Origin of the sequence: Pseudomonas sp. PAMC 29040, assembly GCF_003994535.1 — a bacterium.
Classification (GTDB): domain Bacteria; phylum Pseudomonadota; class Gammaproteobacteria; order Pseudomonadales; family Pseudomonadaceae; genus Aquipseudomonas; species Aquipseudomonas paraversuta.
In genome coordinates, this window is the sequence record NZ_RZAA01000008.1 from 142,751 (window position 1) to 166,996 (window position 24,246).

A 24,246-nucleotide genomic window follows, 5' to 3' on the forward strand; every position below is an offset into this window, starting at 1 on the left:
CTAATGTTAGAGAGCGGGGTTGGGGTGGGTAACGTGCAAATAGTGCTCTGCCACATCGATCATTCGATTGGCAAAACCCCATTCGTTGTCAAACCAGGCCAGCAGGTTCACCAGCCGTGGGCCGGAAACCCGGGTCTGACTGGCATCAACAATCGCCGAATGCGGATCATGGTTGAAATCACAACTGGCGTGGGGCAATTCGGTATAGGCCAACAAGCCTTTGAGCGGGCCGCTGGTGGCAGCCTCGCGCAGCACGCGGTTGACTTCCACGGCGTCGGTGTCGCGCGCCGTGACCAGGGTAATGTCCAGGCACGACACGTTTAACGTCGGCACCCGAACTGCTTTGGCCTGGATTCGGCCGGCAAGTTCCGGCAATAAACGTTCGATGCCTTTGGCCAGGCCGGTGGAGACCGGAATCACTGACTGAAACGCCGAACGGGTACGACGCAAGTCTTCGTGGTGGTAGGCATCAATCACCGGCTGATCGTTCATCGCCGAGTGAATGGTGGTGATCGACACGTACTCCAGACCAAACGCCTGATCCAGCAAGCGCAACAGCGGCACGCCGCAGTTGGTGGTGCAGGAGGCATTGGACACCAGACGCTCTTCGCCGGTCAGCGTGTGCTGGTTGACGCCGTACACGATGGTGGCGTCGACATCGGCGTCGCTGGCCATCGGTTGCGAAAACAATACGCGGGGAGCCCCGGCATCAAGAAAGCGCTGGGCGTCGGCGCGGGTGTTGTAGACGCCGGAGCATTCCAGCACCAGGTCAACGCCCAGCGCGGCCCAGTCGATCCCTTCCGGGGTGGCACTGCGGAACACTTTCACGCAGTCGCCATTGATATGCAGGCAGTCGCCTTCGATCCGTATCTCGCCGGGGAACCGGCCATGGGTGGAGTCGAAGCGCGTCAAATATTCGAGGCTGGCCATATCGGCCAAGTCATTGAGTGCAACAATTTCAAACCCGGCAGCGGCCCCTCGCTCAAACAACGCACGCAAGACGCAACGACCAATCCGGCCGTAGCCGTTGAGTGCAACTTTGTAAGGACGCGGTTGAGGCATGGGGTTCTCGAATTGTCGGGTGACGCTAATGCCATCGCGAGCAAGGCCGCGCCTGCAGAATGAATAACCATCCTGCAGGCGCGAGCTTGCTCGCGATCTGGCGCTTTTAGTCTTCCAGCAGCTCTTCAGCCTGACCCAGGATGTTTTCCAGGGTGAAACCGAACTCTTCGAACAAGGCAGGCGCAGGCGCCGACTCGCCGTAGGTGGTCATGCCGATAACGCGGCCTTCCAGGCCCACGTACTTGTACCAGTAGTCTGCATGGGAAGCTTCGATCGCAATCCGCGCGCTGACCTGCAGCGGCAGAACCGACTGCTTGTAGCCTGCGTCTTGAGCTTCGTAAACGCTGGTGCATGGCATCGAAACCACGCGCACCTTGCGGCCCTGTTCGGTCAGCTTCTCGTAAGCCTGAACCGCCAGGCCCACTTCGGAACCGGCCGAGATCAGGATCAGTTCAGGCTCGCCTGCACAGTCCTTGAGCACGTAACCGCCACGATTGATGTCTGCGATTTGTGCAGCATCACGGGTTTGATGGTTAAGGTTCTGACGCGAGAAGATCAACGCGGACGGACCGTCGTTGCGCTCCAGGGCGAATTTCCAGGCCGCAGCAGATTCCACCGCGTCGGCCGGACGCCAGGTGTCCAGGTTCGGCGTGGTACGCAGGCTGGTGAGTTGCTCCACCGGCTGGTGCGTCGGGCCGTCTTCGCCCAGACCGATGGAGTCGTGGGTGAATACATAGATCACACGCTGCTTCATCAGGGCCGACATGCGGATGGCGTTACGGGCGTATTCCATGAACATCAGGAAGGTAGCGCCGTAAGGCACCAGGCCGCCGTGCAGGGCGATGCCGTTCATGATGGCGCTCATGCCGAACTCACGTACGCCGTAGTACATGTAGTTGCCGCTGGCGTCTTCAGCCGAAACACCTTTGCAGCCTTTCCACAGGGTCAGGTTGGAACCGGCCAGGTCAGCAGAGCCGCCCAGCAGTTCCGGCAACAGCGGGCCAAAGGCGTTCAGGGCGTTCTGGCTGGCTTTACGGCTGGCGATGGTTTCGCCTTTGGCAGCCACTTCATTGATGTAGGCAGTAGCCTTGGCATCGAAGTCAGCTGGCAACTTGCCGCTCAGGCGACGGGACAGTTCTGCAGCCAGCTCCGGGAACTCGGCGGCGTAGGCGGCGAAGCGCTTGTCCCACTCGGACTCGGCAACAGCACCGGCTTTCTTGGCATCCCATTCGGCGTAGATATCGGCCGGGACTTCAAAAGGACCGTGGTTCCAGTTCAGCGCCTTGCGGGTCAGAGCGATTTCTTCCAGGCCCAATGGAGCGCCGTGGCAGTCTTCTTTACCCTGTTTGTTCGGCGAGCCGAAACCGATGGTGGTTTTGCAGCAGATCAGCGTTGGCTTGTCGCTTTTGCGTGCAGTCTCGATCGCGGTTTTGATCTCTTCCGGGTCGTGACCGTCAACGTTGCGGATCACTTGCCAGTTGTAGGCTTCGAAACGCTTTGGCGTGTCGTCGGTGAACCAGCCTTCAACTTCGCCATCGATGGAGATGCCGTTGTCATCGTAGAACGCGATCAGTTTGCTCAGGCCCAGGGTGCCGGCCAACGAGCCAACTTCGTGGGAAATGCCTTCCATCATGCAGCCATCACCCATGAATACGTAGGTGTGGTGGTCGACAATGTTATGGCCAGGACGGTTGAACTGCGCGCCCATGACTTTTTCTGCCAGAGCAAAACCCACGGCATTGGCGAAACCCTGGCCCAGAGGACCGGTGGTGGTTTCAACGCCCGGCGTGTAGCCCAGCTCCGGGTGGCCCGGGGTACGGCTGTGCAGTTGACGGAAGTTTTTCAGGTCTTCGATCGACAGGTCATAGCCGGTCAGGTGCAGCAACGAGTAAATCAGCATCGAACCGTGGCCGTTGGACAGCACGAAGCGGTCACGGTCAGCGAATGAAGGGTTGCTCGGGTTGTGCTTCAGATAATCGCGCCACAGTACTTCGGCGATATCCGCCATACCCATAGGGGCACCGGGATGGCCGCTGTTGGCTTTTTGCACGGCATCCATGCTGAGTGCACGAATGGCGTTGGCACGCTCACGACGGCTGGGCATCGCTGTTCTCCTAGGTTTGGTAAAAACGAACTTAAATAAAACGGAACGCAAAAAAGGCGAGCATTTTCCCTCAGGCACTGCCTTCGGGGCAATGACAGATAGTCACTTGGGGCGTTTTTCCTGTGCTTAACCGTTCAAGCTGTTAAGGATCGGACATTTCGTTTCGTTAATAGACACAACCCATCCGACAAACGCGCCATCCATCACCCAATATCGAAAAGTTTTGATATTGAACTTGCGGGCCGCGAACGGGGTAACTAGACTGCGGCCCCATGAACCTACACGCGCCTTCAATCCGCCACGACGATTGCGATGAGCTCTTGGCCCTGTGCAAGGCCGGAGGCGATCCGCTGCGACTGAATGTGTTGCGCGCGCTGGCCAATGATTCGTTTGGCGTGCTGGAGTTGACCCATATTTTCGCCACCGGCCAGTCAGGCATGAGCCACCACCTCAAGGTGCTGTCACAGGCGCAACTGGTGGCAACCCGACGCGAAGGCAATGCCATTTTTTATCGCCGTGCCCTGCCCCACACCGAACTGCCGGGCGGGAAGTTGCACGCAGCGCTGCTGGAAGAAGTCGACAACCTGACCCTGCCCACCGATGTACAGGCACGTATCAGTGCCGTCCATGGGCAACGTGCTGCGGCCAGTCAGGACTTTTTCTCGCGGGTCGCCGAAAAGTTTCGCGCTCAACAGGATTTGATCGCAGGTTTGCCGCAGTACCGGGATAGCGTCCTGGCCTTGCTCGACAAACTAAGCTTCAACCCAGCGGCCACGGCCCTGGAAGTGGGCCCCGGAGATGGCAGTTTCTTGCCTGACCTGGCCCGTCGCTTTCACCAGGTCACGGCACTGGACAACAGCCCGGCGATGCTTGAACTGGCCCGCCAGTTGTGTGAACGCGAGTCACTGGAGAACGTCAGCCTGATCCTCGCTGACGCTTTGCAGGATGCACAGATCCAAGCCGATTGTGTCGTTGTGAACATGGTCTTGCACCATTTCGCCGCACCGGCCGAAGCATTCAGGCAACTGGCCAACTTGTTGCGCCCTGGCGGTAGCCTGCTGGTAACAGAGTTGTGCAGCCATAATCAGGCATGGGCCCGCGAAGCCTGCGGTGATCTGTGGCTGGGTTTTGAACAAGATGATCTGGCCCATTGGGCCACCGCTGCGGGACTCGTTCCCGGGGAAAGCCTCTATGTAGGCTTACGTAATGGTTTCCAGATTCAGGTCCGCCACTTTCAGCGGCCGGCTGGCGACACTCACCATCGGTAAATATTAGGAAACCGTCGAGATGAGCGAATACTCCCTTTTCACCTCCGAGTCCGTGTCTGAAGGGCATCCGGACAAAATCGCCGACCAGATTTCTGATGCGGTGCTGGACGCCATCATTGCTGAAGACAAGTTCGCCCGTGTGGCGTGCGAAACTCTGGTGAAAACCGGCGTAGCAATCATCGCGGGCGAGGTCACCACCTCGGCCTGGGTTGACCTGGAGCAGCTCGTCCGTGATGTGATCACCGACATCGGCTACAACAGCTCCGACGTTGGCTTCGACGGCGCGACCTGCGGCGTGATGAACATCATCGGCAAGCAGTCGCCCGACATCAACCAGGGTGTTGACCGTGCCAAGCCTGAAGATCAGGGTGCCGGCGACCAGGGCCTGATGTTCGGCTACGCCAGCAACGAAACTGACGTGCTGATGCCGGCGCCGATCACTTTCTCCCACCAGCTGGTTCAGCGTCAGGCTGAAGCCCGCAAATCCGGCCTGCTGCCGTGGCTGCGTCCGGACGCCAAGTCCCAAGTCACTTGCCGCTACGAAGGCGGCAAAGTTGTGGCGATCGACGCCATCGTACTGTCGACCCAGCACAACCCGGATGTCTCCTACAAAGATCTGCGCGAAGGCGTGATGGAGCTGATCGTCAAGCATGTGCTGCCAGCCGAGCTGCTGCACAAGGACACCCAGTTCCACATCAACCCGACCGGCCAGTTCATCATCGGTGGCCCGGTGGGCGACTGCGGCCTGACCGGACGCAAGATCATCGTTGACACCTATGGCGGCATGGCCCGTCACGGCGGCGGCGCGTTCTCGGGCAAGGATCCATCCAAGGTTGACCGTTCGGCGGCCTATGCCGGTCGTTACGTGGCCAAGAACATCGTGGCAGCCGGCCTGGCCGAGCGTTGCGAAATTCAGGTTTCCTACGCTATCGGCGTCGCTCAACCGACTTCGATTTCGTTGAACACCTTTGGCACCGGCAAAATCTCCGACGACAAAATCATCAAGCTGGTACGTGAGGTGTTCGACCTGCGTCCATACGCCATCACCACCATGCTTGACCTGCTGCACCCGATGTACCAGGAAACTGCTGCGTACGGCCACTTCGGCCGTACACCGCAGGTCAAGACTGTCGGTGACGATACCTTCACCACGTTCACGTGGGAACGTACCGACCGTGCTGAAGAGCTGCGCACCGCTGCCGGTTTCTAACTGAGCCTGCTGCACCAAAAGCCCCGGACAGGTGACTGTCCGGGGCTTTTTGTTATCTGCACGCGGGAGCCGGTTCGTTTGAAATACCCGGCAAAGCTCCTGGTGCGAGACGCAAAATACCTTCACTAGGCTTAAGCATTCACCCCGGGCAAGGACGCTCATGATGCTCGCCTCACTTCGATTTATCTGCAGGTTCTGGCTCGCGCTACTGGCACTCAACGCACTGGCTGACACCTGCCCCGACCGGGCTCGATACCAGGCTCTGCAGCAACAGCTGGAAACCTGGGACGACAGCTATCACCGCCTGGGTATTTCACAGGTCAGCGACGCGGTTTACGACCAGTCCCGCACGCGCTTTGAAGGCTGGCAGCACTGTTTCAAATTTGCTGTTGTGGATAACCCGCTAAAAACCGCGGGCGGCAGTGTGCCTCACCCCGTGATCCATACCGGCCTGCTGAAACTGCCCGATGAGAAGGCCGTCAAACAGTGGATCCAGGGGCGCCAGGAGCTCTGGGTTCAGCCCAAGGTCGATGGCGTAGCCGTCACCCTGGTGTATCGACAAGGGCAACTGCACCAGGTGATCAGCCGGGGAGACGGGCAAACCGGGCAAAACTGGAACCGGGCGGCACGGGCCATCAGCGCCATCCCCCAGCAATTGCTGCAACCTGTGGATATCGTGCTGCAAGGCGAACTGTACTGGCGGCTGCCCGGACATATCCAGGCCAGATCCGGCGGCGTGAATGCCCGCAGCACGGTCGCCGGCCTTATGGCGCGTCATCAATTGAGTGCCGAGCAAGGGCAAGGTATCGGCCTGTTTGTCTGGGACTGGCCTGAAGGCCCCGACACCCAGGACGGGCGGCTCGCCCGATTGAGCACCCTGGGTTTTGCCGACAGCCAGGCCTTGAGCCAGCCGATAGAGAGTTTCGAACAGGCCCGGCAGTGGCGCGAACACTGGTACAACAACCCGCTACCGTTCGCCAGCGACGGTCTGGTGCTGCGCCAGAGCCGGCGCCCTGCGGCTGAACGCTGGCAGGCAAAACCGCCGAACTGGGCTGCCGCCTGGAAATACCCGCACGCTCAAGCCCTGGGCGAAGTTCGCAAGGTGACCTTCAAGATTGGCCGCACCGGACGCATAACCCCGATGCTGGAATTGATCCCGGTGCGCCTCGACGACCGCACCATCAAACGCATCAGTGCCGGTTCCTTCAAGCGCTGGCAGGCCCTGGACATCCGCCCCGGGGATCACGTGGCCATCAGCCTGGCAGGCATGACCATCCCGCGACTGGACAGTGTCGTATTTCGTACCAGTAAAAGGGTTGAAGTGCAGGCACCCGATCCCGATAATTTCCACGGCCTCAGTTGCTGGCAGCTGTCACCAGGCTGCGAGGGCCAGTTTTTGGCCCGTTTGAGCTGGCTGAGCGGTAAAAAAGGTCTGGCCATGCAACATGTCGGCCCCGGAACCTGGAATGCATTGCTTCAGGCAGGGCGAATCAACAACCTGACCGATTGGTTGACCCTGGATGCCGCGCAGCTTGCTAACATTGATGGCTTGGGCGAGCGTAGCACCGCCCGCTTGCTCGGCAGTTTGCATGCAGCCCGGTTACAACCGTTCGAACGCTGGCTGCGGGCCATTGGCCTGCCGCCGACTGCAGACGCGCCGTTGGGCCAGTCGTGGCAAGCGCTGGCGGCACGTGACACCTTGGCCTGGCAGGCACAGCCAGGCATTGGAGCCAGTCGCGCGGTGCAGTTGAGTTCTTTTTTTCGCGATCCGAACGTGCAGGCTTTGAGTGAAGAATTACGCGCTGCCGGTATTGCCGGTTTCGACTAGAAACCCCAGGCCGCAGCATTACTTTTGAAAATTGTGTTTATTGTCATCTTTTGTAATGGAGCTCTTTATGAAACTTCTTTCCCCGCTCGCCCTGTTAACTGTCTGCAGCCTGCTGGCTGCTCCGCTGATGGCCGCAGAGCCTGCGCCGGAACTGACGGGCTGCGCAGCCAAGAAACAGGCCATCAGCCTGCAGCTTGAACAAGCTCGCGCCCACAACAATTCCGGCCAGATTGCCGGCCTGGAAAAAGCCCTGAGCGAAGTCACTGAACATTGCACCGACGCGGGCCTGAAGAAAGAACGCGAGAACAAGGTGCTGGAAGCCAAGCACGAAGTCAGCCAGCGCCAGGCCGACCTGGACAAAGCCATGAAGAAAGGCGATCCGGAAAAAATCGACAAGCGCAAAACCAAACTGGCCGAGTCGCGCAAAGAGCTGCAAGAGGCGCTGGATCAGCTGGATAAATAAGCCCCCTCTGCAGGAGCGAGCTTGCTCGCGAGCTCTTCAACATGATCACGTGACTGCGTGATCGCGAACAGCTCGTTCCTGCAGGACGGATTGCAGTTGCGGTTCACTCAGTGATTACGAAATTCCTTGTGACACGCACTGCAGGTGTCTTCGACCCTTTGCATTGCAGGGGTCAGGTTGCTGGCTTTATAGGGTTGTATCCGGCTAGCGACAACCAGCTCGCCTGTGGCAGCTTCCAACTGGCGAGCCAACTCCTGAAAACGTGCCTGTTTTTGCCAGACATCGTCGGTGGCGCTGGTTTGATCGGATTCCTTCACCTGCGGAAAATGCTTCCACGGCTCGTAAGCCAGGGCATCGAGCTTGACTGCTCCCTCGGCAAAGCGTGGTCCGTCAAAGGCGATCCTGCCACGCAACATGCCGCCCAGGTCTTCACTGGTCTTGAGCATTTGCTTGAAAATCGCTTTACGCTGGCCCAGCGGCGAATCGGGATCAACCCCGCCACACGCCGATAACGTCAGGCAGGCCAGTAATACAACAGTCAGTCGTTTAACAATCATGGTGGCTCACGTCACGGGAATCGGCCGCCAGTATCCTCGCGTCACACACAAAGACCAATAGCCCTATTGAATATAGGGTTTGCCTTGAAGGTCACTCGGCAAATCTCGAAGGAACCTGCTGATGAGTAAATTTTTCAAGCCTCTGGCCTGGGCACTGCCCGTTGTCATGTTACTGGCCGGATGCAATGGCACCGACAAGGATGCTGACAAGGGCAGCACCAAACCGGAGCCCCACACCACTTACAGCAAAGCTGAATGGAGTGCCCTGCCGCAAGTGACAGGCAGCGACCTGCAAAGCGGGTTTGCCTCATGGCGCAGTGCCTGTACCCGACTCAAGGCCGACCCTAACTGGGGAAGCGTGTGCAGCGATGCCGCCAAGCTGACAGCCAGCCCGAGCGTAGAGCAAATCAGCAGTTTTCTGCAGACCCATCTCGATGTGTACAGCCTGCGCTCGGCCGAAGGCAGCAGTGACGGGCTGATCACCGGGTATTACGAGCCGGTTTACCCCGGAAGCCTGAAACCCACCCAGGCCGCGAATGTGCCGATCTATGGCATTCCGTCCGACCTGATTGTGGTGAATCTGGACAGTATCTACCCCGAACTGAAGGGCAAGCGCCTGCGCGGTCGCCTTGAAGGCCGCGTACTCAAGCCTTACGACACCGCCGAAACCATCAACAGCAAAGGTCTGAACGCACCGGTGCTGGCGTGGCTCACTGATCCGATGGACCTGCAGTTCCTGCAGATCCAGGGCTCGGGCCGAGTGCAACTCGACGATGGTCGCCAGCTGCGCATCGGCTATGCCGACCAGAACGGTCATCCGTACAAACCCATTGGCCGCTGGCTGGTAGAGCAAGGCGAGCTGAAAAAAGAAGACGTGACCATGGGTACCATTCACGCCTGGGCAATGGCGCACCCGGAGCGCGTTCACGAAATGCTGGCCAGCAATCCGAGTTATGTATTTTTCACCCAGAACCCCGACAGCAACGAAGGCCCGCGCGGCTCACTGAACGTGCCGCTCACGGCCGGCTATAGCGTGGCGGTGGATCGCAAGGTCATTCCGCTGGGCAGCCTGCTGTGGTTGTCGACCACCCAGGCCGACGGCCAACCCATAGTCCGGCCGGTTGCGGCCCAGGACACCGGCGGTGCAATTGCCGGTGAGGTTCGCGCGGACTTCTTCGTCGGCACCGGCCCCCAGGCCGGGCAAATAGCCGGCGACATGAAGCAAAAGGGCAATATCTGGCTGCTGTGGCCTAAAGGCGCGGCGTTGCCACAGTAACCTGGTGCAGGAGCGAGCTTGCTCGCGGGCGCTTCAACATGGTCCCGTGATCGCGAACAGCTCGCTCCTGCATTTTCAGCCTGAACTTACATCGACACAAAAAAGAAGCTGACCACCAGCCCCATGCCGATAAACCAGACCACCGAACGCATCATGGCCCAGTCGGCCAGATAACAGATGATGTACAGCAGGCGGCTGGTAACAAACAGCACCGCCAGCACGTCGATGGTCACGGGCTGCGCATTGCCCACGATATCGGCAATGATCACCGCGGCGGCAAACGCCGGGGTCACTTCAAAGCTGTTGAGCTGGGCGCTATGGGCGCGCTTGGCAAATCCTTGCAGACCGTCGAGAAACGTCCGTGGATCATGGTTCTGCCGCGGCCCGAACTTGCCGTCGCTGAACTTGGCAAAGGCGGTACAGACATAGGGCAGGCAAAGGGCAATCAGTACACACCAGAAGGCAACCGTCATTGGAATTTCCTTTTTAGAGTTTCATCACGAGCATGCCGATCAGCACCAGCCCACAGGCTAAGAGCCTCGGCCCACCAAAAGGTTCTTTGAGGTAACGCATACCGAACAGCACCACCAGAATCACACTGACTTCACGCAATGCCGCGGCCTCGGCAATCGAGCCCAGCTGCATGGCCCACAACACCAGGCCATAGCTGGCCAGAACACAAATCCCTACTGCCACCCCCAAACGCCATTGCGTACGCCAGAACAGGGTAAACGCGGTACGCCTGCGGGTCAGCGCCAGCAACGGGAACGGCCAGGCGCTGATCAGGGTTACCCAAACCAGATAATCCAGCGGGTGCGACCAGCGCCGCAGGGCCTGACCATCCAGGAAGGTATAGCAGCCGATGCACAGGCCAATCAGTGCAACCACTGGCAGCAGCGACCAAGGCAACCGATCACCGCCACCGCCCTGCCACAGCAGGCAGGCCATGCCGCACGGGATCAGCAGGATACCGATGATTTGCTGACCGGTAAGGGCTTCGCCGGCAAACGTCAGGGTCAACGCCAGCACCACCAGTGGCGAAAGCCCGCGCATCAGCGGATAGACTAATCCCAGATCACCCACCCGATAGGCGCGAATCAACAACACCCGGTAAAGCAGTTCGAATACGGCAGATGCCAAAATCCACGGCCAGATGTCCATGGGCGGAAATGCCACAAACCCCACCAGCGCAACAACCAGCAGCAGCGCAACCGTGTCCATGCACGCGATCACCAGCAAACGTTCGCCACTGAACTTAATCAGGGTATTCCAGATCGCATGCAACACAGCCGCGATCAGCACCAACGTGGTTGCCAGCACCGTTACCTCCTTTATTTTTATGGATCGGCATCTTTTTTATACGGTATTCATGACTGTGCCGCGAATATGTGTCGCTGCCGTCTGCTTTTTCATCAAACAAGACCTGACCCGATCAGGGTCTCCACTGACTCCCGCCACTACAGGATCCCGGATGCTTGAACTTGTTGCTGCGTTTATCTGCCTGACCTCACTGCTGACATACGTGAACTTCCGTTTTATCGGCCTGCCGCCAACCATTGGTGTGATGGTCACCGCCCTCATGTTTTCCCTGCTGTTGCAAGGCTTGAGCTTTATTGGCTATCCCGGTCTCGAAGATCGCGTGCAGGAGTTGATCGGCCAGATCGATTTCGGCGATCTGCTGATGAACTGGATGCTTTCCTTCCTGCTGTTTGCCGGCGCCTTGCACGTAAACTTCAACGACGTACGCAGCTACCGCTGGCCCATCGGCCTGCTGGCCACCGTCGGTGTGCTGATTGCCACCACCGTGATCGGCAGCCTGGCGTACTGGATCTTTGGCCTGTTTGGATGGCATATCAGCTTCCTGTATTGCCTGCTGTTCGGCGCCCTGATTTCGCCCACTGATCCGATCGCCGTGCTTGGCGTGCTGCGTACCGCCAACGCATCCAAACCGCTGAAAACCACGATTGTCGGTGAGTCGCTGTTCAATGACGGCACCGCCGTTGTGGTGTTCACCGTATTGCTGGGCATTGTGCAACTGGGCGAAACCCCGAGCCTGGGCGCCACCGCGATGCTGTTTGCCCATGAAGCCATTGGCGGCGTGGTGTTTGGCGGTTTGATCGGCTATCTGGTCTATCGAATGATCAAAAGCATCGAGCAATACCAGATCGAAGTGATGCTGACCCTGGCGCTGGTGATCGGCGGCTCCGCCATGGCCAGCGAGCTGCATGTCTCGGCACCCATTGCGATGGTGGTCGCCGGTCTGATCATCGGTAATCTGGGCCGCAACAAGGCCATGAACGAGATGACCCGGCGCTACATGGACGGTTTTTGGGAGTTGCTCGATGACATGCTCAACGCGCTGCTGTTTGCCCTGATCGGCATGGAATTGCTGTTGCTGCCGTTCTCATGGTTGCACTTGCTGGCAGCGAGCGTGCTGGCCCTGGCCATCCTGCTCTCGCGCCTGTTGACCGTGGCCCCGGCCATTGTGCTGCTGCGCCGCTGGCGTACGGTGCCCCGCGGCACCATCCGCATCCTGACCTGGGGTGGTTTGCGCGGCGGGGTTTCGGTAGCCCTGGCTCTGGCCTTGCCACTGGGGCCGGAACGCGACCTGATCCTGAGTATTACCTACATCGTGGTGCTGTCGTCGATCCTGTTCCAGGGTTTGACCATCGGCAAACTGGTCAAGCATGTGACCAAAGATGCACCGGCTCCGGTCGAGACGGATCCCGCGCATTGATCTGAAGCCCGCAATCTCGCTGCCACCGCCCCCCCCGGTAGCGACTGCGAAACTGCCGGGGCACCTCGTCCCGGCGTTTCCTGCCAGCTTGGCTACACTCTTTTTCCTAATGCCTGAGAGCATAAAACGTAAAGGAGAAAGGGATGAGTACTTCTGCTGGCTATGCACCGCCCAGGCGCCATACAGGCGCCTACATCATAGTTATCACCGCACTGATCGCCCTGGCCATTACGGCATGGCGATTTTTTACGCCACTGTCGGGCGTGACCGACTCCGGCGGCGCGATGGTAACGATGCTGGGCGAATTCGTTCTGTTCATTCTTGGCCTGTTGCTGATCAAGCATGAATTCGGGGGACTAAGAAGTTTCTTCGTTGTTCTTAGCTGGCTCGCGGTCATCGGGACGCTGTTTGGCGCGGTCCTCTTGCATGGCTGGTGGACAGCTCTGGTGCTGGTGGTGTGCGCCGCAGGGGTGGTCATCGAAACTTTTTGCGGCAAGCCAACAAGGAGCGCGTGACATGGATAAAGTAAAAAAACATCTTTTCACGGCACCGGTCATCTGCATGCTCGCGGGTATTTCAACCGCACACGCTGACACCGCTTACATAGTGCCCACGCCCCTGCTGGCGCCATCCAGTATCTCCGCCGAAGACGCCAGAATACCCGTGCCCAATGGCAAGGAGTGGGACTCGTTCCATGGCCAGTTAAGCTCGCAAAAATATTCGCCGCTGAACCAGATCAACAAGGACAACGTCGGAAAACTGACCAAGGTCTGGCAGTATTTCACCGGCGACATGTCGGACGGGACCGGCAAAACCCCTGCCACTGTATGGTCCGCCACCCCGATCTTTGCCAATGACACGCTGTACGTCGGCACGCCTTTTTACCGGATCATTGCCCTTGAGCCTGAGACGGGTAAAGAAAAGTGGAGTTATGACACCAAGTCGCCGCTGGAGGCCCTCACCCAGCCGGCCTTGAAATCCCGTGGCGTAGCCTACTGGCAGGAAAAAAACCCGCAACCCGGGGTTGCCTGTCAGAAAGTCGTGTACCTGGGGAATATGACAGCCCAGTTGTTTGCAGTGGATGCCGACACCGGCAAGCCATGCGAAAACTTTGGCAAAAACGGCGTGGTTGATATCAACCAGTGGAACAAGCTCAACGCCAAATGGCCGCTGTCGGTCCTGCAGCCGCCGACCGTTATCGGTGACAAGCTGATCGTCGGCTGGGCCGGCAAGGACTGGGAGTACGAAGTCGAATCACCAGGCTCGCTGTTTGCTCTCAACGCCCGTACCGGCGAGCTGGAGTGGGAATTCAAACCGATTCCCGATGATGAGGCCGGCAATACCGGTACCGCCAATATCTGGACCGCCATGTCCTATGACGCGGCACTCGGCCTGCTGTACATCCCGGTCTCCTCGCCTTCACCCAACTACTGGGGCGGCAACCGGCCAAAAGCGATTCCTTTGGGAACCTCAACAACCGCGCTGGATATCAATACGGGCAAGGTCGTATGGTCCCGTCAGTGGGTTCACCACGATTTGTGGGACTACGATATCAACTCGGCCCCGACCCTGATGGACATCACCGTCGATGGCAAACCTGTAGCCGCGCTGGTTCAAGCTACCAAAATGGGCTTTCTGTTCACCGTTGACCGTCGTACCGGTGAAGACGTGTGGCCGATTGAAGAGCGTCCGGTGCCAAAAGGCGATGCCGATGGCGAAGTCTACTCACCCACGCAGCCCTTCCCGACCAAACCTGCTCCGTTGCTGGACCAGTCCAAGAAGCCCGCAATCTGGAAAATCGCCGATATTGTCGGCTTTGGCCAGTGTTCAAAAATGTGGGACGGCCTGGAATACAACGGCATGTACTCGCCACCTTCCACCAAAGGTAACGGCGTACTGGCCTACCCGGACAGCGCCGGTGGCGTGCAATGGGGTGGCGTAGCCTTCGATCCGGTCAGCCAGGTGGCAGTGGTTAATACCTCGCACATCGTGCAGATGATCAAGCTGTGGGATCGCGCCTCCTATGACAAACAACCCAAGGAAGCAGGCAACGAAAACGGCTTCTATCCGCAGATCGGCGCACCCTATGGCATGTCCTTGCTCAATGCGCAGAACTGGGCCGGCATGCCGTGCTGGGCGCCGCCTTTCGGTGAAATCGTCGCCATCGACATGCACACCGGTGACGTGAAATGGCGTCGTCCGATGGGCGCGGTGCAGCAATATGGCTGGTACATGCCTGAAAGCATGGGCTCACCTACCATCGGCGGACCGGCAATCACGGCCGGTGGCGTGGTGTTCATTGGTGCCTCGATGGATGCCAAGGTGCGCGCCTACTCCCTGGATGACGGCAAGGAACTGTGGTCGGATAACGTCATGGCACCTGCTGTCGCCAACCCCGCGGTGTATGAGTACAAGGGCCGGCAATATGTGGCGTTTGTCGCGGGCGGCAACTCCATCATGAAAGATCAGGTGGGCGATCAAGTGGTGGTCTACGCACTGCCGAAATGATGCCGGGCTCCCACACGCCCTGATCGGGCCTTGTGGGAGCTGGCTTGCCAGCGATGCTATCGCCGGCAAGCCGGCTCCCACAGGTTATGTGTTTCCCTCCATCAACCGCTGCAACCGTTCCCCGGCCCCGCAGCGCCAACGCTACCAAAAGTACTGGTCGATGCCGGGCTACCACACGCTCTGATCAGGCCCTATGGGAGCTGGCTCCCACAGGTTATGTGTTTCCCTCCATCAACCGCTGCAAATGTTCGCCGGCCCCGCAGCGCCAAAGCCACCAAAAGTGCTGGTCGACGCCGGGCTACCACAGGCTCTGACCGGACCTTGTGGGAGCTGGCTTGCCAGCGATGCTATCGCCGGCAAGCCGGCTCCCACAGGTTATGTGTTTCCTCACATCAACCGCTGCAACCGTTCCCCGGCCCCGCAGCGCCAACACTACCAAAAGTACTGGTCGATGCCGGGCTACCACAGGCTCTGATCGGGCCCTGTGGGAGCCGGCTCCCACAGGTTATGTATTTCCTCCCATCAACCGCTGCAACCGTTCGCCGGCCCCGCAGCGCCAACACCACCAAAAGTGCTGGTCGATGCCGGGCTACCACAGGCTCTGACCGGACCTTGTGGGAGCCGGCTTGCCAGCGATGCTATCGCCGGCAAGCCGGCTCCCACAGGTTATGTGTTTCCTCCCATCAACCGCTGCAACTGTTCGCCGGCCCGTCCGGCGAACAGTTCCAGCAACCCCTCCAGCGTATGCGCCGGTGCTTCATCGGCACGGGTCAGTGCATACAGGGTAATCGGCAATGCAGGACTCAACGGACGAATCAGGGTGCTCGCCCGCGAAGCACCCAGCGCCGTGAACGGGTCAATCACCGCCAGCCCCGCTCCCGACTCCACCATCGCCCGCGCCAGAGAATAGGTTTGCACCGCAATGCTGATACGCGGCGGCGGCTCAATGGTTTTCAGATAACTGTCCAGACGCGCGAACAACGGGTCGGCATTGCTCAGGCCGATCAACGGCGCATCTGCCAGTTCATGCAGCGCCAGCGGTTCTCCCTCACTCTCATCCGGCCAGTAACCCCGCGGCGCCAACGCCACCAATACGCCGTGGGCCAACGCCTGGGCCTTGAGCCCTGGATGGTCAGGCAGCTTGAATGTCAGGGCCACGTCCAGCTCGCGCATCAACAGGTTCTGCACCAGCTCCCGGCTATGGGCACTGGCCAGTTCGCAACTGATATCCGGGTAGCGCCGGGTCCACTCGCTGATCACCGGCGGCAATAGCGACAGCGCCAATGCCGGCGTACTGCCGATGCGCAAGCGGTGCCCGGGGGCACGGCGCAGGCTTTCGGCCAGTCGCTGTACCCCTTGCAGGCTCTCGCTGACCTTCTCGACTTCGCGTTCCAGCAGCAGGGCTTCAGGGGTGGGCTGCAGTTTGCCGCGTACCCGCAAAAACAGCGGGAACCCCAGTTGCAGCTCTGCGTGCTGCAGCACTTTGCTCACCGCCGGTTGCGAGACATGCAGCAGTTGCGCGGCGGCACTCACCGAGCCGGTTTGACGGATGGCCTGAAAGATTTCGATATGTCGCAAACGCATGGCGATAGTCCATAACCTTTGTTTATGGGTAAGGCATCTTTATTCATTGTTCAGCCTCTGTCACCTACCCCTAATCTGAGCCCGAACAACATTGGGCTAAGGACTGACATGGGACAGCGGGTTTGCATCATCGGTGGTGGCGTTATCGGGCTGGCAACCGCGTATGCGCTGGTGCGCGACGGATTTTCAGTGAGCCTGATCGAAGCCCGGCCCACGCTCGCCAGCCAGACCAGCTTCGCCAATGGCGGCCAGCTTTCCTATCGCTATGTGGCACCGCTGGCCGATGCCGGGGTGCCCTGGCAAGCGATGGGCTGGATGTTGCGCGGCGACTCGCCACTCAAGTTGCGGCCCCGCATGGACCCGGCCCAATGGCGCTGGATGGCGTCATTTATCGCCGCCTGCCGGGGCTCGGTGAATCAGCGCAATGCTGCGCACTTGCTGCGCTTGGCGCTCCTGAGTCAGGCCACCTTGCAGCAGTGGCGTGAAGAAGATCAATTGAGCGGTTTTGAGTGGCGGCGCAACGGCAAGCTGGTGACCTTCCGCAACCCGGAAAGCTTCGACAAGGCGCGGGCCAGAGTTGCCCACAGCCCATTTCAACAAGCACTGTCTGCCAGCGAATGCGCAACCCTTGAACCAGGCCTGAAGGACTCGGCGTTTATCGGCGGCATCTATACCCCCGACGAGGAAGTGGGTGATTGCCATGCTTTCTGCCAGCAACTGGTCGCCCGTTTGCAAGCCAGCGGCCGTTGCACCTTTTTGCTGGGTAAAACCGTCACCCGTATCCATCACGCCAACGGCGCAGTCAGTGCCGTGCAAATGGGCGATGAGCATTTGCCAGTGGATCAACTGGTGCTCTCAGCAGGACACACCAGTCCGGCCCTGAGCTTGCCGGGGTTGAATTTGCCGCTTTACCCGCTCAAGGGCTACAGCCTGACCCTGCCCCTGAGCGACCCGCAAAAAGCGCCGAATGTGAGCATCACCGATTACGACCGTAAAATCGTCTACGCCCGCATTGGCGAGCAGTTGAGAATTGCGGCCATGGTCGACATCGTCGGTTTCGATACTTCCCTGGACCCCAAGCGTCTGGCACAAATGCGCCAACTGGCCGCCAGCACCTTCCCGGATGCCGGCAACTATCACGACGCCATCGAATGGGCCGGCATGCGTCCTGCAACACCTGGCGGCGTGCCTGTCCTCGGTGCCAGCGGATATCGCAACCTGTGGCTCAACCTCGGCCACGGAGCCCTGGGCTTCACCCTGGCCTGCGGCAGCGCGCGCCTGTTAAGCGACCTGATCGGACAACGTAAACCCGCCATCGACATGCAGGGTCTCTGCGCCTGAATACCTAACTCAACGTACAAGGAAATCCCCGATGATGATTCACCGCCTCAACAGCAATGACCGTTTAAGCGCCGCTGCGACCTTCGAGGCGCTGGTATTTTTGTCGGGACAGGTTCCCACCCAAAGCACAGATATTTCCGCGCAGACTCAGGAAGTTCTCGCCAAGATCGACGCATTGCTGGCCGAGACCGGCAGCGACAAAGACCACATCCTCAACGCCACGATTTACCTGCAAAACATCGAGCGCGACTTTGCGGCCATGAATGCCGTGTGGTCGGCCTGGCTCTCGGCGGGCAAGGCGCCGACACGCACCACCCTGCAAGCCGAACTGGCGCGGCCTCAGGTGCTGGTAGAAATCAGCGTGATTGCCGTTCGTCACTGACCTGTTTGCAACCGGAGAACAAGAAGATGAAAAAACTCACTTTGATCAGTTGTACGCTGGGTCTGTTGCTCAGCCACTCACTGCACGCCAGCGAAGCGCCATTACAGGGCACGCTGAAGAAAATTGCCGACTCGGGAAGCATTACCCTGGGTTATCGCGACGCCTCAGTGCCGTTTTCGTATGTAGGCGACAACAGCGGCAAGCCCATGGGCTATTCGGTGGAGCTGGCGAACAAGATCGTCCAGCGCATTCAGCAGCAGTTGGGCGACCAGCCGCTGAAGGTCAAATACAACCTGGTGACCTCGCAAACCCGTATCCCGCTGGTACAAAACGGCACCGTCGACCTGGAGTGCGGGTCTACGGGGGTGACTGCCGAGCGGCAAAAGCAGGTGGCGTTTTCATACGGCTTCATTTACGTCAAAGGCCAGTTGCTGACCGCCAAGGACAGTGGCATCAAAGGCTTTGATGACTTGCGCGACAAAAACGTGGTGACCACCGCCGGCACCACCAACGAACGTTTCATCAAAAGCTATAACGCTGACCACAAGATGAACATGAACGTGATCAGTGCCAAGGACCACGGCGAAGCATTCAAGATGCTGGAGACCGGTCGGGCTGCGGCGTTCTATATGGACGACGCGCTGCTTTACGGCGAACGCGCCAAAGCCCGCGACCCGCACAACTGGGTTGTGGTGGGCGACGAGCAATCGCGGGAAATCTACAGCTGCATGGTGCGCAAGGACGACCCGCAGTTGCTGGCAGTGGTAAACAAAACCCTGGCCGATTTATACCAGTCCGGGGAAATTACCGGCATCTACCAGCGCTGGTTTGAACAGCCAATCCCGCCCAACGGCCTGAATCTCGAATTCCCGATGACCGCCGAGTTGAAACAGATCATCGCCACGCCGGTGAGTGACCCGGTTGAGTAGAAGCCGGCCCCCACTCCATCTTGTGCCCGATCAAGAAGCCCAGGGCGATTTACGGATGATTTCGACGAAGTTCAGCGGTTTGAAGCCCGGGTCGCAGTCCACCAGTACGTCGGCGTTAACCGTGCCAAAGGTGGTTTGCGGACGATGCTTAAAACCGTTGGCGAAGGCGCAGAGAATGCACTCTTTGAAACCTTCGCCCCGCGGGTGAGCATGGACTACGGCTTCACGCTGCGCGGCAGGGAACGCCGCGTAGTCGATGCCCAGCACATCCATTTCAACCCCCGCCGTCACCAGCGCCACAGTCGGGCGCAGGTGCTGCGTGACCCCCGGCGTGGTGTGCAACGCGATGGATAACCACACCTGCTCCACATCGTCATCGCTCAGGCCGAACGGTTTCATAAAGGCTTTGGCATTGTTGGCACTGTCCACTTCAAAGCGCTCGTCTTCAGTACGGTGGCCTTCGACCAGCCCCAGGTCGTGAAACATCGCCCCCACATAAAGCAGTTCCGGGTCATAGGCCAGTTGCTGGCGCTGCCCGCTCAGGGCGCCAAACAAAAATACCCGGCGCGAGTGGTTGTAGAGCAAATCGGACTCGACGTCGCGGATGTATTCGGTGGTAGCTTTGGCCAGGGCGCTGTCCGGGATGACGATGCCTGCGATGGTCTGACTCATGGCGAACTCCTCGAGCGAGCGCCGGGTTGGCGCCGTGATGTTTAGTGTGGGCGCATACCCCAATGGCAACAATCAGCGGACAGTGACGATTCGTGCCAATCAGGTTGCAATGCCGGCCATCGTCCTGCAGGCGCTTGTCCACATCAGCGGACTACGGTATTTCATCTCTTACCCACCTGACGGCCGACTCTGATGACCCTGACCGTAGCATTGATCGTATTTCCTGGCGTGCAGGCACTGGACGTGACTGGCCCCCTGGATGTGTTTGCCGAAGCCAATGCCTTTCTGGCCCCCGACAAGCAATACCGGCTTGACGTAGTGGGGCTGGAGTCAGGGCTGCTGAGGTGCTCGAACGGGCTGTCGATTCAGGCCCACCGGCATTTTTCTGCAGCACCAGACAGCTATGACCTGGTGTTATGTGCAGGAGGACCGGCCTTGCCCGGGCAGGATTTCGGCGCGGAGTTTTACACCTGGCTGCGCGGTATATGCCGGCGGTCGCGACGCTATGGCTCGATCTGCAATGGCGCATTGATGCTCGCCCGGACCGGGTTGCTGGGCGGGCGCCGTGTCACCACGCACTGGAGTGATGTCGCGGCCCTCGCCCGTCTGTGCCCCGACGCCGTGCTGGAGGTCGATCGCCTGTATGTGCAGGACGACAATTTGTACACCTCGGCCGGGGTCACGGCGGGGATTGATCTGTCGTTATATGTACTGACTCAGGATCACGGCCCGCAGGTGGCGCTGAATGTGGCCAGACGCTTGGTGGTCTTTACCCAGCGCTCAGGTGGGCAGTCGCAGTTCAGCCCGTTTCTGACCGCAACCCCCCATACCGCTTCAGCGGTCGCGGCAGTACAAGGCCTGGTGCTGCAGAATCTGCGCACCGACCTGAGCATCGCCGAGCTGGCACAGGCTGCCGCCATGAGCCCACGTAATTTCTCTCGGATATTTGCCCGGGAAACAGGGACCACACCCGCGCAGTTCGTGGAAGGAGCCCGGGTGGACGCTGCCCGGGCCATGCTCGAAAACGCCACCCTGGCGCTCAAGACGGTGGCATACGAATGCGGCTTTCGCGATGCCCACCATATGCGTAGCGTGTTTATGCGCCGGCTGGGGGTATCGCCCCAGCAGTTCCGGATGAATTTTGCACCGATGGTTTAAACCACAGGCGCAAGCTTGCCCGCGCCAAAACCGGGATCAGCGCGCAATCAGAAGTCGCCCCACAACTGCTGGGCCACGGCCAGGGCCACAACCGGTGCCGTTTCGGTACGCAGTACCCGAGGACCAAGGCGCGCAGGCTGGAAACCCGAGGCCTGGGCCTGATCGATTTCATTGTCGGTCAGCCCGCCTTCTGGCCCGATCAGAAATGCCAGACGCCCGGGTTTGGCGTGGCTGGCCAACGGCTCGGACACCGGGTGCAGCACCAGCTTGAGATCAGCCTCGGTGGTTTTGATCCACTCACTGAGCAACACCGGCGGGTGAATGACCGGCACCCGCGAACGACCGCATTGCTCGCACGCGCTGATTGCCACCTGGCGCCAGTGCGACAGGCGCTTCTCGGCGCGCTCGTCCTTGAGCCGCACTTCACAGCGCTCGCTCATGATCGGGGTAATTTCGTTGACCCCCAGCTCGGTGGCCTTCTGAATGGCCCAGTCCATACGCTCGCCACGGGACAAACCCTGGCCGAGATGAATGGCCAGTGGCGATTCAATTTGCCCGGCAAAGCTTTCGTCGAGCAACACCCGCACCCGTTTTTTCCCGACTTCCAGCAGGCGCCCGGTGAACTCATGTCCCGAGCCATCGAACACCTGCAGGGCATCGCCCTCGGCCATGCGCAGCACGCGGCCAATGTAATGCGCCTGGGCTTCAGGCAATTCGTGTTCACCGAGGCTCAAAGGTGCATCGATAAAAAAGCGGGACAATCTCATGTAGGTTCTCTGAAAATTAAATGACTTATGCCGCCGCTGCCGCAGGCTGCGATGGGTTGCGCAGCGACCCCGTTTTAAAAACGAAGGTCCTTCGGCCCTTGTCGCCGTCTGCGCCAGCGGCTACAAAACAGGGCTTAACCGGGGTCACGGAAGTCGGGATGGAAGTTCGACGGCACGGCCACGCTGATATCACTGCGGGTCGCAATGTCGATCCCTTCACTGGCCACTTCAGCCAGAAAGTCGATCTGCTCCGGAGTAATCACGTAAGGGGGCAAGAAATACACCACGCTGCCCAATGGGCGCAACAAGGCGCCGCGCTCCAGTGCGTGCTGGAAGACTTTCAAACCGCGCCGCTCCTGCCATGGGTAAGCGGTTTTGCTGGCTTTGTCCTGGACCATTTCAATGGCCAGCACCATACCCGTCTGACGCACTTCCGAGACATGGGGATGGTCAACCAGATGCGCCGTCGCACTGGCCATGCGCTGGGCCAGGGCCTTGTTGTTCTCGATCACATTGTCCTGCTCGAAGATATCCAGCGTCGCCAGAGCGGCCGCGCAAGCCAGCGGGTTGCCCGTATAGCTGTGGGAATGCAGGAAGGCGCGCAGAGTCGGATAGTCATCGTAGAACGCGCTGTAGACCTCGTCGGTGGTCACGCAAACGGCCAGCGGCAAGTAGCCGCCGGTAAGGGCCTTGGACAGGCACAGGAAGTCCGGCGTGATGCCGGCCTGCTCGCAGGCGAACATGGTGCCGGTACGGCCAAAACCCACTGCAATTTCATCGAGGATCAGGTGTACGCCATAACGGTCGCAGGCTTCACGCAGCAGCGTCAGGTATACCGGATGGTACATGCGCATGCCGCCCGCGCCCTGAATCAGCGGCTCGACAATCACCGCAGCCACAGTGTCGTGGTTCTCGGCGAGTGTCTGCTCCATGGCCAGAAACATCGTGCGCGAGTGTTGCTCCCAGCTCACGCCCTCGGGGCGCAGGTAGCAATCGGGGCTCGGCACTTTAATGGTGTCGAGCAACAGCGCTTTGTAGGTTTCAGTGAACAGCGGCACGTCACCCACCGACATCGCCGCCATGGTTTCACCGTGGTAGCTGTTGGTCAGGGTCACGAAACGCTTTTTTTCCGGCTGGCCACGGTTCAGCCAGTAGTGAAAGCTCATCTTCAGCGAGACTTCGATACAGGACGAACCGTTGTCCGCGTAGAAGCAGCGGGTCAGGCCCTCAGGTGTCATCTTGACCAGGCGCTCGGACAGCTCAATCACCGGCTGATGGCTGAAGCCGGCAAGAATCACATGCTCAAGCTGGTCGACCTGATCCTTGATGCGCTGGTTGATACGCGGGTTGCAATGGCCAAACACGTTGACCCACCACGAACTCACCGCGTCCAGGTAGCGCTTGCCTTCGAAGTCTTCCAGCCATACGCCTTCGCCGCGCTTGATCGGAATCAACGGCAGCTGCTCGTGATCTTTCATTTGGGTGCAGGGGTGCCATAACACGGCAAGGTCACGCTGCATCCACTGATTATTCAGGCCCATATCCACTCTCCTGGCGCTGGCTCCCGGCGTGTGCGGGCAAACAATCGCGCAAGCCTATGCAATGCGCGTGCGTGTAACAACCCATTACTATTCACCAAAGCCCGGGGTGTTGAACTTTGAGACGCTCACGGGCATACAAGAGCGACATAAAACATCGTTAACGTTTGCTTAACTTTTCACTCTCAGGCTACTGATCGCATTTATCGATGCCTTACAGCAAATAAATGCGCTTTCATTCGATAGGTAAATCATTAGTCTTAGGCGCAAGTTCCCACAGGATGTCGGTAATGCAATTACGTAACTCGTCTTCTCGCTATGGTGCGGTCAGTATTTTCATGCATTGGTCCGTTGCGCTGGCGGTGTTCGGATTGTTTGCCCTGGGTTTGTGGATGGTCGGCCTCGACTACTACAGCCCATGGCGCAAGGAAGCACCGGACCTGCATAAAAGCATTGGCCTGACGCTGTTCGCCGTCATGTTGCTACGGGTGCTATGGCGCTGGATCAGCCCCACTCCGCCGGCACTTGAAAGCTACAGCCGGGCAACGCGCATTGGTGCCAAACTCGGCCATGGCTTGTTGTATCTGGGGTTGTTCGCCGTGATGTTTGCCGGCTACCTTATTTCCACTGCCGAAGGCGTCGGTATTCCGTTTTTCGGCCTGTTTGAAGTACCCGCTCTGATTTCCAACTTGCCCGATCAGGCCGATGTGGCCGGTGTCGTGCATCTGTGGCTGGCGTGGGCCGTGGTGATTTTTGCCGGTTTGCATGGCCTGGTCGCCTTGAAACACCACTTTATCGATCGTGATGCGACCCTGAACCGTATGCTGGGACGCAAAGCCTGATGCTCAACCTCAACTCAAAA

Annotated in this window: 22 protein-coding genes; 13 read left to right on the forward strand and 9 right to left on the reverse strand. The window is 59.3% G+C overall.

The features are described 5' to 3' along the window. Positions 1-6: 6 nt before the first annotated feature. Both epd and tkt read right to left on the reverse strand, forming a co-directional pair. The gene (epd, locus tag WG29040_RS16055) at positions 7-1,062 is read right to left on the reverse strand and encodes an erythrose-4-phosphate dehydrogenase (RefSeq protein WP_010656695.1); all 1,056 of its coding nucleotides are present in this window, start codon (positions 1,060-1,062) and stop codon (positions 7-9) included. 106 nt (positions 1,063-1,168) lie between these two features. Continuing rightward, on the reverse strand, positions 1,169-3,166 hold the full coding sequence (gene tkt / locus WG29040_RS16060) for a transketolase (protein WP_010656696.1): 1,998 nt from the start codon (positions 3,164-3,166) through the stop codon (positions 1,169-1,171). Between the two features lie 272 nt (positions 3,167-3,438). Here tkt and WG29040_RS16065 point away from each other — a divergent pair, with 272 nt between their 5' ends. The 4 genes from WG29040_RS16065 to WG29040_RS16080 all read left to right on the forward strand — a co-directional run bounded on the left by WG29040_RS16065 (position 3,439) and on the right by WG29040_RS16080 (position 7,935). Further along, the gene (locus WG29040_RS16065) at positions 3,439-4,434 is read left to right on the forward strand and encodes a metalloregulator ArsR/SmtB family transcription factor (protein ID WP_004419611.1); all 996 of its coding nucleotides are present in this window, start codon (positions 3,439-3,441) and stop codon (positions 4,432-4,434) included. A 19-nt stretch (positions 4,435-4,453) separates the two neighbouring features. After that, positions 4,454-5,644, forward strand: a complete 1,191-nt coding sequence (metK, locus tag WG29040_RS16070) for a methionine adenosyltransferase (RefSeq protein WP_004419612.1) — start codon at positions 4,454-4,456, stop codon at positions 5,642-5,644. A gap of 163 nt (positions 5,645-5,807) precedes the next feature. Next, the gene (gene ligB / locus WG29040_RS16075) at positions 5,808-7,472 is read left to right on the forward strand and encodes an NAD-dependent DNA ligase LigB (protein WP_127196522.1); all 1,665 of its coding nucleotides are present in this window, start codon (positions 5,808-5,810) and stop codon (positions 7,470-7,472) included. A 67-nt stretch (positions 7,473-7,539) separates the two neighbouring features. Then, positions 7,540-7,935 (forward strand): DUF1090 domain-containing protein, encoded by a 396-nt coding sequence (locus WG29040_RS16080; protein ID WP_004419614.1) that lies wholly within the window; start codon positions 7,540-7,542, stop codon positions 7,933-7,935. Positions 7,936-8,042: 107 nt separating this feature from the next. On the opposite strand, the gene WG29040_RS16085 is transcribed toward WG29040_RS16080, so the two are convergent. Next, a complete protein-coding gene (locus WG29040_RS16085; protein WP_127196523.1) occupies positions 8,043-8,492 on the reverse strand; it encodes a cytochrome c in 450 nt (149 codons plus the stop codon). A 121-nt stretch (positions 8,493-8,613) separates the two neighbouring features. Between WG29040_RS16085 and WG29040_RS16090 the strand changes: the two genes are divergently transcribed. Further along, entirely contained in the window at positions 8,614-9,768 is a 1,155-nt protein-coding gene (locus tag WG29040_RS16090) for a murein transglycosylase A (protein ID WP_010656699.1), read from the forward strand. Positions 9,769-9,854: 86 nt separating this feature from the next. On the opposite strand, the gene WG29040_RS16095 is transcribed toward WG29040_RS16090, so the two are convergent. Both WG29040_RS16095 and WG29040_RS16100 read right to left on the reverse strand, forming a co-directional pair. Beyond that, positions 9,855-10,241, reverse strand: coding sequence for an MAPEG family protein (locus WG29040_RS16095; protein ID WP_004419617.1), 387 nt, complete (start codon positions 10,239-10,241; stop codon positions 9,855-9,857). Positions 10,242-10,254: 13 nt separating this feature from the next. Continuing rightward, the gene (locus tag WG29040_RS16100) at positions 10,255-11,088 is read right to left on the reverse strand and encodes a DMT family transporter (RefSeq protein WP_004419618.1); all 834 of its coding nucleotides are present in this window, start codon (positions 11,086-11,088) and stop codon (positions 10,255-10,257) included. Positions 11,089-11,239: 151 nt separating this feature from the next. On the opposite strand from WG29040_RS16100, the gene WG29040_RS16105 reads away from it, so the two are divergent. The 3 genes from WG29040_RS16105 to WG29040_RS16115 all read left to right on the forward strand — a co-directional run bounded on the left by WG29040_RS16105 (position 11,240) and on the right by WG29040_RS16115 (position 15,013). Continuing rightward, positions 11,240-12,505, forward strand: coding sequence for a sodium:proton antiporter (locus tag WG29040_RS16105; RefSeq protein WP_004419620.1), 1,266 nt, complete (start codon positions 11,240-11,242; stop codon positions 12,503-12,505). Between the two features lie 143 nt (positions 12,506-12,648). Continuing rightward, on the forward strand, positions 12,649-13,020 hold the full coding sequence (locus WG29040_RS16110) for a hypothetical protein (RefSeq protein ID WP_004419622.1): 372 nt from the start codon (positions 12,649-12,651) through the stop codon (positions 13,018-13,020). A gap of 1 nt (position 13,021) precedes the next feature. Then, entirely contained in the window at positions 13,022-15,013 is a 1,992-nt protein-coding gene (locus tag WG29040_RS16115; RefSeq protein WP_127196524.1) for a pyrroloquinoline quinone-dependent dehydrogenase, read from the forward strand. 666 nt (positions 15,014-15,679) lie between these two features. Here WG29040_RS16115 and WG29040_RS16120 read toward each other — a convergent pair. Beyond that, the gene (locus tag WG29040_RS16120) at positions 15,680-16,597 is read right to left on the reverse strand and encodes a LysR family transcriptional regulator (protein ID WP_004419625.1); all 918 of its coding nucleotides are present in this window, start codon (positions 16,595-16,597) and stop codon (positions 15,680-15,682) included. A 108-nt stretch (positions 16,598-16,705) separates the two neighbouring features. Here WG29040_RS16120 and WG29040_RS16125 point away from each other — a divergent pair, with 108 nt between their 5' ends. Genes WG29040_RS16125 through WG29040_RS16135 form a run of 3 tightly spaced genes read left to right on the forward strand, consistent with a single transcriptional unit; the run spans position 16,706 to position 19,249 of the window. Beyond that, positions 16,706-17,938, forward strand: coding sequence for a D-amino acid dehydrogenase (locus WG29040_RS16125; RefSeq protein WP_127196525.1), 1,233 nt, complete (start codon positions 16,706-16,708; stop codon positions 17,936-17,938). Between the two features lie 31 nt (positions 17,939-17,969). Further along, positions 17,970-18,320 (forward strand): RidA family protein, encoded by a 351-nt coding sequence (locus tag WG29040_RS16130; protein WP_127196526.1) that lies wholly within the window; start codon positions 17,970-17,972, stop codon positions 18,318-18,320. A gap of 26 nt (positions 18,321-18,346) precedes the next feature. Continuing rightward, positions 18,347-19,249: a transporter substrate-binding domain-containing protein gene (locus WG29040_RS16135; protein WP_004419631.1), complete on the forward strand. Its 903-nt coding sequence runs from the start codon at positions 18,347-18,349 to the stop codon at positions 19,247-19,249. Between the two features lie 30 nt (positions 19,250-19,279). Here the strand turns inward: WG29040_RS16135 and WG29040_RS16140 are convergent, their stop codons facing one another. Then, positions 19,280-19,921, reverse strand: coding sequence for an HD domain-containing protein (locus tag WG29040_RS16140; RefSeq protein WP_004419632.1), 642 nt, complete (start codon positions 19,919-19,921; stop codon positions 19,280-19,282). A gap of 192 nt (positions 19,922-20,113) precedes the next feature. Here WG29040_RS16140 and WG29040_RS16150 point away from each other — a divergent pair, with 192 nt between their 5' ends. Further along, complete coding sequence (locus WG29040_RS16150; RefSeq protein WP_127196527.1) at positions 20,114-21,079, forward strand: GlxA family transcriptional regulator; 966 nt, start codon at positions 20,114-20,116, stop codon at positions 21,077-21,079. 47 nt (positions 21,080-21,126) lie between these two features. On the opposite strand, the gene WG29040_RS16155 is transcribed toward WG29040_RS16150, so the two are convergent. Both WG29040_RS16155 and WG29040_RS16160 read right to left on the reverse strand, forming a co-directional pair. Further along, positions 21,127-21,846: a 16S rRNA (uracil(1498)-N(3))-methyltransferase gene (locus WG29040_RS16155; protein ID WP_004419638.1), complete on the reverse strand. Its 720-nt coding sequence runs from the start codon at positions 21,844-21,846 to the stop codon at positions 21,127-21,129. A 134-nt stretch (positions 21,847-21,980) separates the two neighbouring features. Then, positions 21,981-23,387: an adenosylmethionine--8-amino-7-oxononanoate transaminase gene (locus tag WG29040_RS16160; protein ID WP_004419640.1), complete on the reverse strand. Its 1,407-nt coding sequence runs from the start codon at positions 23,385-23,387 to the stop codon at positions 21,981-21,983. A 287-nt stretch (positions 23,388-23,674) separates the two neighbouring features. Between WG29040_RS16160 and WG29040_RS16165 the strand changes: the two genes are divergently transcribed. Beyond that, positions 23,675-24,226 carry a cytochrome b gene (locus WG29040_RS16165; RefSeq protein WP_127196528.1) on the forward strand — a complete coding sequence of 184 codons (552 nt, stop codon included), beginning with the start codon at positions 23,675-23,677 and terminating at the stop codon, positions 24,224-24,226. Positions 24,227-24,246: the final 20 nt, after the last annotated feature.

Excerpts from the sequence above, each read along its gene's own strand:
- epd (WP_010656695.1), bottom strand. The coding sequence starts at position 1,062 with ATGCCTCAACCGCGTCCTTACAAAGTTGCACTCAACGGCTACGGCCGG.
- tkt (WP_010656696.1), bottom strand. The coding sequence starts at position 3,166 with ATGCCCAGCCGTCGTGAGCGTGCCAACGCCATTCGTGCACTCAGCATG.
- WG29040_RS16065 (WP_004419611.1), top strand. The coding sequence starts at position 3,439 with ATGAACCTACACGCGCCTTCAATCCGCCACGACGATTGCGATGAGCTC.
- metK (WP_004419612.1), top strand. The coding sequence starts at position 4,454 with ATGAGCGAATACTCCCTTTTCACCTCCGAGTCCGTGTCTGAAGGGCAT.
- ligB (WP_127196522.1), top strand. The coding sequence starts at position 5,808 with ATGCTCGCCTCACTTCGATTTATCTGCAGGTTCTGGCTCGCGCTACTG.
- WG29040_RS16080 (WP_004419614.1), top strand. The coding sequence starts at position 7,540 with ATGAAACTTCTTTCCCCGCTCGCCCTGTTAACTGTCTGCAGCCTGCTG.
- WG29040_RS16085 (WP_127196523.1), bottom strand. The coding sequence starts at position 8,492 with ATGATTGTTAAACGACTGACTGTTGTATTACTGGCCTGCCTGACGTTA.
- WG29040_RS16090 (WP_010656699.1), top strand. The coding sequence starts at position 8,614 with ATGAGTAAATTTTTCAAGCCTCTGGCCTGGGCACTGCCCGTTGTCATG.
- WG29040_RS16095 (WP_004419617.1), bottom strand. The coding sequence starts at position 10,241 with ATGACGGTTGCCTTCTGGTGTGTACTGATTGCCCTTTGCCTGCCCTAT.
- WG29040_RS16105 (WP_004419620.1), top strand. The coding sequence starts at position 11,240 with ATGCTTGAACTTGTTGCTGCGTTTATCTGCCTGACCTCACTGCTGACA.
- WG29040_RS16110 (WP_004419622.1), top strand. The coding sequence starts at position 12,649 with ATGAGTACTTCTGCTGGCTATGCACCGCCCAGGCGCCATACAGGCGCC.
- WG29040_RS16115 (WP_127196524.1), top strand. The coding sequence starts at position 13,022 with ATGGATAAAGTAAAAAAACATCTTTTCACGGCACCGGTCATCTGCATG.
- WG29040_RS16120 (WP_004419625.1), bottom strand. The coding sequence starts at position 16,597 with ATGCGTTTGCGACATATCGAAATCTTTCAGGCCATCCGTCAAACCGGC.
- WG29040_RS16125 (WP_127196525.1), top strand. The coding sequence starts at position 16,706 with ATGGGACAGCGGGTTTGCATCATCGGTGGTGGCGTTATCGGGCTGGCA.
- WG29040_RS16130 (WP_127196526.1), top strand. The coding sequence starts at position 17,970 with ATGATGATTCACCGCCTCAACAGCAATGACCGTTTAAGCGCCGCTGCG.
- WG29040_RS16135 (WP_004419631.1), top strand. The coding sequence starts at position 18,347 with ATGAAAAAACTCACTTTGATCAGTTGTACGCTGGGTCTGTTGCTCAGC.
- WG29040_RS16140 (WP_004419632.1), bottom strand. The coding sequence starts at position 19,921 with ATGAGTCAGACCATCGCAGGCATCGTCATCCCGGACAGCGCCCTGGCC.
- WG29040_RS16150 (WP_127196527.1), top strand. The coding sequence starts at position 20,114 with ATGACCCTGACCGTAGCATTGATCGTATTTCCTGGCGTGCAGGCACTG.
- WG29040_RS16155 (WP_004419638.1), bottom strand. The coding sequence starts at position 21,846 with ATGAGATTGTCCCGCTTTTTTATCGATGCACCTTTGAGCCTCGGTGAA.
- WG29040_RS16160 (WP_004419640.1), bottom strand. The coding sequence starts at position 23,387 with ATGGGCCTGAATAATCAGTGGATGCAGCGTGACCTTGCCGTGTTATGG.
- WG29040_RS16165 (WP_127196528.1), top strand. The coding sequence starts at position 23,675 with ATGCAATTACGTAACTCGTCTTCTCGCTATGGTGCGGTCAGTATTTTC.